The organism is Thioalkalivibrio paradoxus ARh 1, from assembly GCF_000227685.2.
Lineage (GTDB): Bacteria > Pseudomonadota > Gammaproteobacteria > Ectothiorhodospirales > Ectothiorhodospiraceae > Thioalkalivibrio > Thioalkalivibrio paradoxus.
In genome coordinates, this window is record NZ_CP007029.1 from 2,079,833 (window position 1) to 2,093,740 (window position 13,908).

Annotated in this window: 4 protein-coding genes; all 4 read left to right on the forward strand. The window is 62.5% G+C overall.

Features of this window, described 5'->3' with window-relative positions; genetic code table 11:
- Positions 1-239 precede the first annotated feature (239 nt).
- The 4 genes from THITH_RS09460 to THITH_RS09495 all read left to right on the forward strand — a co-directional run bounded on the left by THITH_RS09460 (position 240) and on the right by THITH_RS09495 (position 13,327).
- Positions 240-1,810 (forward strand): IS3 family transposase gene (locus tag THITH_RS09460; RefSeq protein ID WP_408645271.1). Its coding sequence is split into 2 segments (ribosomal slippage): positions 240-702 and positions 702-1,810, totalling 1,572 coding nucleotides; the frame shifts between segments, so codons are not numbered across the junction.
- Between the two features lie 524 nt (positions 1,811-2,334).
- Positions 2,335-3,890, forward strand: a protein-coding gene (locus THITH_RS09470) for an IS3 family transposase (protein ID WP_156925509.1) whose coding sequence is annotated in 2 segments (ribosomal slippage) — positions 2,335-2,794 and positions 2,794-3,890 — 1,557 coding nt in all. Because the reading frame shifts where the segments join, the coding sequence is not laid out codon by codon here.
- 36 nt (positions 3,891-3,926) lie between these two features.
- Positions 3,927-8,759: an Lcl domain-containing protein gene (locus THITH_RS17920; RefSeq protein WP_006749206.1), complete on the forward strand. Its 4,833-nt coding sequence runs from the start codon at positions 3,927-3,929 to the stop codon at positions 8,757-8,759.
- Between the two features lie 80 nt (positions 8,760-8,839).
- Positions 8,840-13,327: a fibronectin type III domain-containing protein gene (locus tag THITH_RS09495; protein WP_025367445.1), complete on the forward strand. Its 4,488-nt coding sequence runs from the start codon at positions 8,840-8,842 to the stop codon at positions 13,325-13,327.
- The last annotated feature ends 581 nt before the right edge of the window (positions 13,328-13,908 follow it).

Here is a 13,908-nt window from a genome sequence, read left to right on the forward strand (position 1 = left end):
AACGCGCAGCCTGGCCAACCCAAGGTCCAGTCCGAGTCCGGCCGGAGTTTCTGCCAGGCGTGCCCTTCCACGAACCAGCCCGGCTCCACCGCCATCCCCCTTTCAGGAGCCGCCAACCTAAACACAATTTATCCGAGCCAAGCAACGGGTTTAATCGGAGGCCCCCTCTGTCAGCATAGAAGTCCGCTGGATTGGACGCAGTAAACTTAACCCTCGAGGGGGCGGAGAGAGCGGATGGAATGCCACGGTACAGCGAAGAGTTCAAAGCCAAGGTGGTCGAGAAGATGATGCCGCCCAATGCCCGGGCGGTGGCCGACGTGCACCGGGAGACGGGGGTGTCGGAACCCACCCTGTATGCCTGGCGCCGGGAGTTCCAGGACCGGGGGCATGCGGTGCCGGCGGATCCGGCGAACCCGGAATCCTGGAGTGGCCGGGACAAGCTCGCGGTGGTGATCGAAACCGCCGCGCTGAATGAGCAGGCGCTCTCGGAGTACTGCCGGTGCAAGGGTCTGTATCCCGAGCAGATCGAGCGCTGGAAGGAAGCGGCCATGGCCGGCAGCGCCGATCCCCAGCGGCTGACCCGGGACGAGCGTGCCGCCTGGCAGCAGGAGAAGAAGCGCGTGCGCGACCTGGAGCGCGAGCTGCGCCGGAAAGAGAAAGCCCTGGCCGAGGCAGCCGCCTTGCTGGTGTTGAAAAAAAAAGCCCAGGCGATCTGGGGGGACGACGAGGACGCATGATCACGCCCGAGACCCGTGCCTTGGCGCTGGACCTGATCGACGAGGCGGTCGCCGCCGGTGCCCGGCTCACCCCGGCCTGTGCGGTCCTCGGCCTGACGCCGCGCACGCTGCGCCGCTGGCGCGCCCTCGCCGGCAGCGACACCGGGCTGGTGGACCGGCGCACCTGCACCCCGCGGGTGCCGGCCAACCGCCTGAGTGCCGAAGAGCAGGAGACGATCCTGACGGTCTGTAACGCGCCGGAGTACCGTAGCCTGCCACCGACCCAGATCGTGCCGCGCCTGGCCGACCAGGGCGTGTACATCGCGTCCGAGGCGAGCTTCTACCGCGTGCTGCGGGCCCATGACCAGGTACAGCGCCGGGGCCGGGCGGCGGCCCCACGGCAGGTGCCCAAACCGGAGGGGGTCTGCGCGACTGCGCCCAATGTTTGCTGGGCGTGGGACATCACCTTCCTGGCCTCTTCGATCCGGGGGCAGTTCTACCGCCTGTACCTGATCGAGGACGTCTTCAGCCGCAAGGTCGTCGGCTGGGAGGTGCACACCGAGGAAAGCGCCGAACACGCCAGTCGCCTGATCGAACGCGCCTGTCTCGCCGAGGGCGTCCATCGCCCGGGCCTGGTGCTGCACTCGGATAATGGCAGCCCCATGAAGGGTGCCACCATGCTCAGCACCTTGCAGCGCCTGGGTGTCGTCCCGTCCTTCAGTCGCCCCTCGGTGAGCGACGACAACCCCTACGCGGAAAGCCTGTTCCGGACCTTGAAATACACGCCGGCCTTTCCGCCTCAGCCGTTTGCCAGCCTCGCCGACGCCCGCGCTTGGGTCGCGCGCTTCGTCCACTGGTACAACGAGGAACATCGCCACAGCAAGATCCGCTTCGTCACCCCCGGCCAGCGTCATCGCGGGGAGGACATCGCGATCCTGGCGCACCGGCACCGGGTGTACCAAGACGCCCAACGCGCCAACCCGACACGCTGGTCGCGGCACACGCGCAACTGGACACCGATCGATCACGTCTGGCTCAACCCACCGAAGGAACATGCCCAAACGCCAGCCCTGATGGTCGCTCAGGCGGCATGAAAAAGCGGACAACTACGTTGACAAACACCGGAGGCGAAAATCGATTAGCCTCTTGTCAAGCGCAGGACACCCGCGCAAGGGACCCCAGGGAAGTGCGCAGGGGTTATCCGCGGATCGCCGCCGGCACTGCAGGGGACGCAGGGGGAAACATGAGGCTACGCGCCAAACACAGACCCGCCACGGAGGAAGGCGTTGGCGTAGCGGCGTGCTTGCCCGGGATTTCGGCGTGCCGGTCTCGGTGCGAACAGTGCGGGTGGCGTGCACCGACAGAAGCATGCCAACAGCGCACACCAACAATCCGCACTCCGCACCCACAGGCAGGTTGCCATCGAGGCCTTGCCTGCCTCGGTCTCCTTGTGCGGGGGACATCTACCCATCTACCGATGCCTTACCCACAATGCCTCCATCGCAATAGTGAGAAAATAGAATTCTCCGAGAAGACGACCCCCCCGGTGTCAGACTAGTTGGAACCTGAACTGTGTTTAGAATCTTCCACCACTGAGGGGGGCAGAGAAGAGGTTCCGATGAAGTACTCCGAAGAACGTCGAGAAGCGATCCTGCGCAAGCTGTTGCCGCCGGAGAACCGGCCGGTGGCCGAGGTCGCTGCCGAGGAAGGCATCTCGGCACCCACCCTGTACGCATGGCGCAAGCAGGCCCGGGCGAAGGGGCAGTTGCTGCCCGATCACGGCCGGGATCCGGAAGGCTGGTCGTCGCGGGACAAGTTCAGTGCGGTGATCGAAACGGCTGCGCTGAGCGAGGTCGAACTGGCTGAGTATTGCCGCCAGCGCGGCCTGTATCCGGAGCAGATCCAGCGTTGGCGCCGGTCCTGCGAGCAAGCCAACGCGCGCACCGAGGCTGTGTCGCAGCGCGAAGGCGCGGTGTTGCGCCAGGAGCGCAAGCGCACCCGGGAACTGGAACGGGAGTTGCGCCGCAAAGAGGCGGCGCTGGCGGAGACCGCAGCATTGCTGACGCTGCGAAAAAAAGCCGCGGCGATCTGGGGGGACGAGGACGCATGACCAGCACCCCGGATCGCCAGCACGCCCTGGAGCTGGTCAACGAAGCCCGTGCCGCGGGTGCCCGCCTGAAGAGCGCCTGCGCGGAGCTGGGCATCGGTGTCAACACCTACCGGCGTTGGTCCCGCGACCGGGAGGACAAGCGTCCTGCCGCCGAGCGGCCGGCGCCGGCCCATGCGCTGAGCGAAGCCGAACGCCAGGCGATTCTCGACGCCTGTCACCGGCCCGACTTTGCCAGCCTGCCACCGGCCCAGATCGTCACCCGCCTGCTCGATGAGGAGGGTACCTACATCGCCTCGGAATCGAGCTTCTATCGGGTTCTGCGTGCGGCCAACGAGCAACATCACCGGGGGCGGGCCGCTCCACCCCGGGCACCGAGCCCACCGCCGCGCCATGTAGCCGATGGACCCAACCAGGTCTGGACCTACGACGTCACCTACCTGCCTACACACGTGCGCGGCGTGTTCCTGTACCTGTATCTGGTCATCGACGTCTTCAGCCGCAAGATCGTCGGTGCCGAGGCCTTCGACGCCGAGAATGCGACCAATAGCAGCCGGGTCGTGGAACGCGCCGTCCTGCGCGAGCAGTGCGCGCACCAGCCCCTGATCCTGCACGCCGACAACGGCAGCCCCATGAAGGGCTCGGCGTTGCGGGTCACGCTGGAGCGGCTCGGCATCACGCCCTCGCACAGTCGCCCACGGGTCTCCAACGACAACGCCTTCTCCGAGGCGTTGTTCCGGACCTGCAAGTACCGCCCGGACTACCCGGCAGAGGGCTTCGACAGCCTCCAGGAAGCACGTCTCTGGGTGCATGGCTTCGTGCAGTGGTACAACCATCAGCATCGCCACAGCGCGATCCGGTTCGTTACCCCGGCCCAGCGCCACCAGGGCCTCGATGCGGCGATCCTGGCGCAACGCGCGACGCTTTACGAACAAGCGCGCCAGCGGCATCCCCGCCGGTGGTCGCGCCACACCCGCAACTGGGATCCGATCTTCCTCGTTTGGCTCAACCCTGACCGGCAAGATCCCGGCGGCAGCTCGACCCTCGCAGCCCAAAAAGCTGCTTAACTCAGGTGCCAACTACCTTGACACATAGCGGACCTCATGAGACCACAAATCCTTTTTGCATTCCTCGTATTGTTGGCGTTCTCCGGAAACGCTTCCCCGCAAGCGACCCAAGATATCCCCATTAGCTTACCGGACGAGGAGTTCACGCTCCGCATAAGCTATGGCGAGCCAACCCTTCAGATAACACAGGACTTCCTTCATGTGGGCCAAGACGGCTCGCTCCCTCGCGTAGACAGAATCGAAGTCATCGGGTTCACAACGCTTTCGCCCGTGGAAATCGCTGACATTGTCTGGCAGCTTCTTTATCGTAGCCGTGTCAATTCCCACCTGGAACACCCCAGTATTTCTATTGGAGGCATCGAGTTTGCCGTCCCGGAATACCTGCATGAGGACTCCGCGTTCCTTTCGCTTCTCGGGGATACCGAGGAGCGACGTGACGCCTATTACACGTTAATGATCGAAACCCTGATAATGGCAGATTATTTCGACCGGTTTGGCCGACACATCCACCCGATCGGTTTTGAAGGAGAACTCATTACTGCCCTTAAGGCGGCCTATCCCAACGAGACGTTCCAGTCCGATCTTCATTTGTTTCATCGCGTCTTTGATGATCTCAAAAACCACCAAAAACCACAAATAAAAAGACAAACTGGTGTCGCATCTGACCTGTTTACTGTTCTTGATATTATAAGCGAAAGTTCCACAGGGACTATCTCCGCTGTCTTCAACACCCTCGATTCGGTGCTCAACCTTTTTGACGACATTTCGGCTCAAAACAAACGCGAACTGCAGCAATCGCTTGTCAGCGTACTTCAGATGGGCGCCGAAGCCCATACCCGATATCGCCTGTTCTCGGCGGCGGGGGAGTTTATCGATGATCCCGCGTATGCACAGGCTTTGGCGATGTTCCAGACCTATGGAGTTGAATCCAGCCTTCAAGAGACACTTTTGGCTTGGGTTGAGTGGGCGCCACAGTTAAAGAACGGTTTGCTGGTGACGAATACTCTACTTACGAAAATCGCCCTTGCAAAATTAAACGCGCAGATTTTGGCTGCCTATAAAGCTGGCAACACAACTCTCGCCGCAGCTCTACAACTAAAGTATGAGATCGTAGCTTCCGCATCCAAAGCCTTCTCCGGCGTAGTACTAGCTGGCTACGCCGTCTACTCGAATTATCGCTTCGTCTCAGCCTACCTAGAATCCACACGGGCTGTTCGACTGATGGGTTCTCTCTCACATAAAGTTTATTGGGCCCTGGAAGGTTATCGAGCCTCGCTAGAGCCCAAAGGCGGAGCGTGGAATGCCGATCGACTGGAACTAAACCTCCAAGCGCACCAGACTCTGCATTCGATCAAGTACTACGATCTTCTTAGCCTAGCCCAGCTTTATAGCGAAGACCAGTCCCGGTGGGAGTGGTTGTATAAGCAAGTCGCCTCGCTATTGGGTGTTTCCGCAGCGGAATTTCTTGATTGGGCTTGGGGCGCGCAGGGGAACGGGGGAAGATTGGCGCAGTATGCCGATCAGATTGCGTTTTCCTATCGGTCGGGCGTTCACGCAACGCGTTTTCTTTCCGCTACGCAGGAGCCGGCTCCGCTTCGGGCGCCATACTCCGTGCGTGCATCGCAGGGGGTCTTTCCGGATGGCGTCCGCGCGAGTTGGGTGGCGCAATCGGTCGAACGGTTTAACGTTTACCGCCGGAACGGACCGGGACAGAGCCATATACTTCTTGCAGAGGGCTTGTCGGAACCGTTTTTTTTCGACAATACCGCAAGCTACGGCGCAACGTACCAGTACGCTGTGCAAAGCTGCCACGCCGGTTCGTGTACGGAACTGAGCGACTTCGTTAACGGCTACGTGGGAAACCGGAACTGCGCCATCGAACTCAGTCCCGGATCTGCCAACCACACCGGACAGTCGGGGACTTTCCATATCGATATCGCGACTGAACCGGGGTGTTCGTGGACAGCCTCGCGCACGGGAACCTGGATCACGTTGGGATCCGGCAGCCATTCGGGCACGGGCAGCGCGCGCATCTCCTACAGCGTGGGTGCGAACCAGACGGCAGAGAACCGGAGTGGCTCCATTACGATTGGTGGGGTCCAATATCCCATCCTGCAGCATGGTACGGGTCCTACGTTGATCGAAGGCAACCACGTGTATCTATTGGGTACTCAACAATCGGGGCAGAGTGGAAATACTGGGTATCAAAGGGACTGGACCGTGGCCGTGTCGGATACTGAGGAAGTGGGCGAACTCGAGTTCTGGCGCTACAATAATGAAGGAGAAACGCCCAATAGCGGGGGGCTAGCCATTGCCGCTCGGTTCGGGCAAGCGCCGACCATTCGGTGCCAGTCGGGGACTTCGGGCTGTACCTGGGAATATTACGACTACCAGGGAGAAAGCACAAACTTTAACCGAAATGAGATCGTTGTTGTTCCGAATCCTCAACAGGGAACTTGGTGGTTGCGTGCCTACGGACTTGCTGATTTCGGCAACGCTAGAATTCGGTACCAAAAACATTTTGCGCGATGTCGCCCCCGCGTACAACCGGGCTCCATAGCGCTGGCAGCGACAGGAGCATCGCAATCTCTCCATGTCGAGATGGAAGGCGCATGTTTGTGGTCGGTGTCGGGCGCGCCTTCGTGGCTGGCGGTCACTAATGGGTCCAATCGGAGGGGACCCGGTGCGTTTACCATTCAGGCCAGCCCCAACCCTTCCGAAGAGAATCGGTCCGCGACCCTCGACGTTCGGGGCGCGAAGGTCCGGGTGGAGCAACGCGGCCAATGCTTTTATCTGTTCGACCGGGATCAGATTGAATTGCCGGGATCCGGCGGCTTCACGATGCCCGGTGCCCGGACTCGCAGTGCCTGTGAGGCGAGTATCGACTCGGATGTTCCCTGGCTCCAGGTTCAGGGTTCGGGGCAAGCACTGGTTGGCAGCGAAGCCCCGGCAACGGGAGCCGCTGTTCTCGCAATGAATAACGCCGGGGCAACCACACGCTCGGGCACACTGACCGTGGATGATGTCTCCATAGCAGTGGTCCAGAGCGGGGGCACTGTGCTAGGCGTCAACTCGGAGGGGCTAACGGCAGGGTTCACAGTCACATTGGAGGAGGATTTTTCGATCGCACCGGGTACGTCCGAAATCCTGCTTGCCAACCGTAGTGCTACCGCAGTGGCCGTAAGCCTAGAGTCGAGTGTGTCATGGTTGTCTCTCGCCAACACGTCACTCAGCATAGCCCCGTCGGCAGCCGGGGGCATCGGCTTCTGGATCGAACCGAGCGCCCTTCCAGATCTTTCGGGAAGCCCTGTGCTTGAGGCTATGATTACGGTGACACCGGGCGATGGCAGCCCCGGTTTTGCCATCCCACTGACTTTCGAACTTCCTCTCTTTTCTGTTCGAATCGAAGCTGTGGGAAACCCAGACGCCATCTTTCGTTTGGAGAGCGCAGGCCGCGAGGAAACCTGCACCGGCACGTGCGATGTGCTTTCTAGCTTTGGAAGCCACTTTCAGGTCTCACTTGTCAGCGGTGGTTCGCTTAACTTCAGCGGATGGTCAGGGGAATGCGCCGGGTCTGCTCTGACGTGCAGTTTTGGCGTGACCGATAGCGTTCTGGTCTCGGCGAACTTCAAGTCAGGTTCCGGGTCTGAGTGCGGCCCGCAGGAGGATCGTGCCGTCACCACCGGCCCGCAGCCCGGAGCGACCAAGGAAGTGGCCGGCTGCCGTTCGATCTCCGTCGAAAACGGGGTGCTAGTACCAGCCACGAGCAGCCTGCAGCTCGTCGCACGCGAACGCATCGTGTTCCGGCCGGGTGTCCGGGTTGCCGCGGGCGGATATCTGTCGGCCCGGGTGAATCCAACCTACGGATCGTCGGCGGGGCTGGCGAACCTGGCGATATCGGACCCCGAGGGTGCGGGAACGCCGAGCGGGGGTTCGGCGGAGTCTCCCCGCTGGTGGACACCCGAGTCCGAGGACGCCCGCAGGCGCGAAGGCGGCGCTTCGACGACGGCTGCGCAAGCGGCGGGCACATCCACGTCAACCGGCGGCGGCGGAAGTGGCGATGCGAATGAACAGGCCCTTACCGCCCCGCGCAGCCTCACCGCGACTCCCGGCGATGGCTCGGTGGGGCTGTACTGGGAGAACGTTCAGGAAGCGGACGGGTACCATGTGTACTGGTCGCGGAATCCCGGCATCCACCCGTACACCGCCGCCTCCTACGACGGCTTCGTCGCGAACGTAAGCGACGCCCGGCTGATCGTCGGCGAACTCGAGAACGACCACGAGTACTTCTTCGTGGTCACCGCTGCCCGCGGCGGACACGAGAGTCCGCCGAGCATCGAGGTGGCGGCAATCCCGGAAGCGGGTCCGGTGCTGGTTGCCGGTCGCTACCGTCTGGAAGCCCTCGACGCGCCCACGGTGGTCGATCTGGAGACCGGGCTCGAATGGCAGCGCTGTGCGCTCGGTCAGCAGTGGGATGGCGCGGCCTGCACCGGCTCGGCCGGTGCCTACAGCCATGCCGAGGCCCGGCAGGCGACCACCGCGTTCAACCGCCCGCATGCGTCGGAAGAACCCGAATGGCGGGTGCCGGCCATCGAGGAACTGCAGGGGCTCGTGTACTGCACCAGCGGCACTCCCGCGCACTTCCCCGATGGCACCGGGTGCTGGGGCAGCCATGGCATTCCGACGCTCGAGCCCACGGTGTTCCCCACCGGCTCCGCCGCCGGCGGCTGGTTCTGGTCGCGCTCCACTCACACTGATGGCCAGGCCTGGGGCGTGGACTTCGACCGCGGCATCGCCCAGCCCTACCACTCATCGGCCTTCAGCAGCGTGCGCCTGCTGCGGCCGGTCTCTGAGAGGGGCGATGAATGAATCCATCTGGGAGAATGGGTAACACGATCCATTTTGGAAGCCGAAGCCTGATCGTAAGTATGTTGGAAATGGAGGCTAAGATGCGGACCTTTGCGCGCCAAGTTCTTGTGGCGATGCTTCTATCGCTTGCGTTTGCCGCATCGGCTGCGGCCAACGGGTTGTTCGTGCCGCTAGAGGCCGCGCAGGCCGACAGTGCCGCAGCTCTGGGCAGCGTCCCGCTTGCCGCCCACCGGGTGCGTGACGTAGCGATCGATCCGGCTTATCTGGCCCAGCGGATCGCACCTCCCGATGTCGACCACGTCCAGGGGCGCCTTGGCCTTGTCCCGGCGCCGGCGACGGTTCGGCTCGAGCTTTTCCCAGGGATCGTCGCCGATCTGGAACGCACCTCGATCTCGGAGGCCTTCGGCGGCGGGTTCGTCTGGACCGGCGAGGGCCGTGGCCCCTCGGCCGCCTGGGCCGACCTAGTGATCCGCGACGGACGCATCACCGGCCATGTCACGGTCTTCGGCACCGAACCGCGCGCCTACCGCATCGATCCTTTACCGAACGAGGGTCTGCATCGGATCACCGAGCTGGACAGCGCCCTGTTCCCCGCCGAGGCGCATCCGCGGGGCGAGGGCCATGATCACGGCCATGATCATGAACACGGGCATGATGACCACGACCACGCCCATGAGACCAAGGCCGAGCACCTGCCGCAGGGCAGCTCCGCCGCCGAGAACACGACCATTGTCGATGTGTTGATCACCTATACCAGCGCCGCCGCCGCCATGGTCTCCGATATCCAAGCCCAGGCCAATCTGGCGATCTCGCTCTCCAACACGGCCTTCACACGCAGCGGCGTGCTGGTCCAATATCGCCTCGTCGGCACGCATCTGGTGTCCGGCTACACCGAGCCCAGCAGCTATAGTACCCTTTTACACGACCTGACCAACGGCATCCTGGCGCCGTTCCAGACCGTCCATACCCTGCGCAACAGCACCGGCGCGGACTTGGTCGCCCTGCTGGTGGACAACCAGCAGTACTGCGGGATCGCTTGGCGGCCGAACATGCCCTCGGCGAGCACGGCCCAATGGGGGTACTCAGTCACGACGATCGGCTGCATCAGCAACCACACCTTCGCCCATGAACTGGGGCACAACTTCGGCCTGCACCACGACCGCTATGTCAGCGATCCGGCGCCGAACACGGCCTACAACTATGGCTATGTCAACTTGGCCGGGCGGTTCCGGACGGTCATGGCCTACCAGAACCAGTGCACGGACTCGGGCTTTTCCTGCACGCGGATCAACAACTTCTCGAACCCCGCCGTCCTTCATGAAGGCCGAGCCACCGGGATCCCGGCAGGGACGACCGGTGCCGCCCATGCCCAGCGCTGGAAGAACGAGGTGCGCGAGATCATCGCCGCCTACCGGCCGGCCGCCGGACCGCCGAACAACCTGTTCGCCAACCGGATCAATATCTCGGTGCCGGGCACGGTAACGGGGACTAATGTCGGCGCAACGTCCGAACCCGGGCAGCCGACGATTGCCACATCGAACAGCAATAACGCCGTGTGGTGGCGCTTCACCCCTGCGAACAACTGCGCGGCGACCATCGACACTTTCGGCAGCAACTTCGACACGACGCTGGCGACCTTCACCGGCTCGGCGGTCAATGCGCTGACCCAGGTTGCGGCCAACGACGATGCCGGCGGTGGCTTACAATCGCGCGTGGAGTTCCAGGCAATGGCCGGCACTGAATACCAGATCGCCGTCGCAGGTTACAACAACGCCACCGGCAACATTACGCTCAACGTCGACTGCCCGGTACAGGGACCTTCCGTGACTACCAATCCTGCAACTAGCATTGGACAAGATAGCGCCACACTGAACGCCACGGTAAATCCGAATGGTGTGGAGTCTGCTTATCTCTTTCAATATGGAACGACAACGAGCTACGGCACTACTATTGACGGGGAAAACATAGGTGCTGGCACGAATACACAGAATGTTTCTCGAACGATTACTGAGTTAAGTTGTGGCACCACATACAATTTTCAAGCTGTGGCGGGCAACGTTAATCAGCAGCTAGCCTATGGTGGAAACCAAACGTTCACCACCCTTGCCTGTGCCACCCGCATCATTCGCCTAACTGGAGGCCTGTCTTTCGGCGATGTCACCGTTGGGCAAAGCAGCCAACGCACACTAACTATCCACAACGACGGCAACAGCACTCTGAACGTCTCGTCGATCTCGTACCCCAGCGGCTTCAGCGGCAACTGGAGCGGAAACATCCCCGCCGGCAGCTCACGCGATGTCACGGTGACCTTCGCACCCACCGCCGCACAGAACTATTCCGGTTCCTTGACCGTCTACTCGAACCGAACCTCGGGTACCAACACCCTGACCGTGTCCGGTGTAGGCGTTGTTCCTTCCCAGCCGCCCTCGGCGGTAACCAATGCTGCAACCAACATTACTATGCACAGCGCCACGCTGAATGCGTCCATCAATCCGAACGGGACTCCCACCATCTATTGGTTCGACTACGGACCCACGATCAGCTACGGCTCGACTACTGCTGCTCACTCTGCGGGCTCTGGCACCTCCAACGTCAGTGGCACTGACACCGTTACAGGCCTCCAGTGTGGCACCACGTATCATTTCCGGGTGCGCGCGAGCAACTCCGACGGGTTCGACAGCAATGGAGACGACGAGACTTTTGCTACTGATGCCTGCGACGCGCCAACCACACCAAGTAATCTTTCGGCCATAGATGTTGAGCCCACATCGGCTCGCCTTGTCTGGGAGGCCTCAACGGACAACAGCGGCTCTGGGCTGGCGGGGTACAAGATCGAGTATTGCACCGGAGCTGAATGCTCAGACTTTTTCGAGATCGGCACCGCCGTCGGCACAGACGTAACTATTGAACCCCTGAGTCCCGATAGGACCTACCGCTTGCGCGTTCGAGCCTATGACAACGATGGTAACCACAGCGAATATTCCAACATCGTCAGCTTTACCACCCCGCTACCCGAGGTTACACCGGTCCAACTACAAAATGGTGTCGCCGTACACGAGCTCAGTGGTGACCAGGGCAGCCAGCAATTCTTCAGTATCGAAATCCCTGCCGATCGCACCGAGCTGCGCGTGGAAATCTGGGGGGGCAGCGGCGGCATTGTCGACCTCTACGTCCGCCACGGGCAGGTGCCCACCTTGGATAATTGGGACTGCCGACCGTACTTATGGGGCAGCGAGGAAACCTGTGTCGCAACGAATCCTCAGGCCGGTACGCATTATGTGATGATCCATGGATACGAGGCGTACACGGGTCTATCCCTGCGGGCAACCTACACCCCAGCGCAGGGCGCCGTGTGCGGCCCCGACGACGACCATACCGTCACCGCCGGTCCGCAACCGGGCGCCACCAAGGAAGTGGCCGGCTGCCGTTCAATCTTCGTGGAGAACGGGGTGATCGTGCCGGCCACGGGTAGCCTGGAACTGGTCGCGCGCGAGCGCATCGTGTTCCGGCCAGGTGTCCGGGTTATTGCGGGTGGCCAGTTGTCGGCCCGAGTAGATTCGACTTATCCATCGTCTGCGTCCCCGGCATTGGCCGAACAGGGTTCGGTGGCCGTGGGAGCGCCGGGCGCAGAATCTACGCGGGCCACTCGGTGGTGGATACCCGAAGCCGACGATGCCCGCAGGCGTGAAGGCGTGGCAGCTACAGCGACCGAGGAACGCGCCGGTGCTCCGATTTCGATCGGGGACGGCGATCCGGGCAGCGTTGAGGAAAGCGATTTGACCGCACCGGCCGGGCTCGACGCGATACCCGGCGATGGCTCGGTGGCGCTGCGCTGGGAAACCGTGCCGGAAGCCGACAGGTACCATGTGTATTGGTCGCGGAATCCCGGCATTCACCCGTTCACGGCTGCTTCTTACGAGGGTTTCCTGGGGAATGTGCCCGACGCGCGAGCGATCGTCGCCGACCTGGAGAACGATCGCGACTACTTCTTCGTAGTCACCGCCACCCGCGGGGGCCGCGAGAGTGCGGCCAGCATCGAAGTCGGCGCGACTCCGGAAGCAGGTCCGGTGCTGATTGCCGGCCGCTACGCTTTGGAAGCGCTCGACGCCCCGACCGTGGTGGATCTCGATACCGGGCTCGAATGGCGGCGCTGTGCGCTGGGCCAACAGTGGGATGGCGCTGCCTGCACCGGTTCCGCCGGTTCCTACAGCCACGCTGAGGCCCAGCAGGCAACGGCCGCGTTCAACCGCTCGCGTGCGTCGGAAGAACCCCAATGGCGGTTGCCCGAGGTCGGAGAACTCCAGGGGCTCGTGTACTGCACCAGCGGCACTCCCGCGCACTTCCCCGATGGCACCGGGTGCTGGGGCAGCCATGGCATTCCGACGCTGGAGCCCACGGTGTTCCCCACCGGCTCCGCCGCCGGCGGCTGGTTCTGGTCGCGCTCCACTCACACTGATGGCCAGGCCTGGGGCGTGGACTTCAACCGCGGCACCGCCCAGCCCTACCAGGCTTCCGCCTTCAGCGGCGTGAGGCTGGTGCGGCCGGCTTCTGAGGGGGATAACGAATGAATCCGTTCGGGAAAATGGGTGACACACTCCATTGCGGGAGTCAACGCCTGACCGCAACGATCTTGGATCAGAGTCGGGAGGAAAGGGCACACTACTGGCCTGCGGGTCGAGAGTTGTGGACCAGCAGTCACGGGCGGTATCCCTCGATCTCTGGCGCGGCTAGTATGCGCCTTCAACTCACGCGCAACGCTACCGCGAGCCAGCTGGCGCCCCGGTTCTGGTGCCATGCCCATGCAGCCGCGCCGGCGCAGGCAAGGAAAGGGTATGGGTCGACTGGCTCAGGTGCTGACCAAGCTGGAGCGCCAAACAAGAACGCAGTGCATTCGGAGCTCGTGAGTGGGGAACCTGCTACTTCATACTGTTCGCCTACTTGGGCCACTCTTGCACCAGGTTCAGCATCAGCACCACCGTCGCGACCAAGCACTTCCCGACCTCAGATGCCTCGCCAAGGCTACGTTCTAGCTGCCCACCAACGCTGTCCGCCGTGGGCAGGCCGTCGTTCGCGGCTCTCCCGCGTTGGGCGGCGCAGCACGATCTGGATATTCCACTGGCGGGATATCAAGCCTCGGACTTTTCTGGGC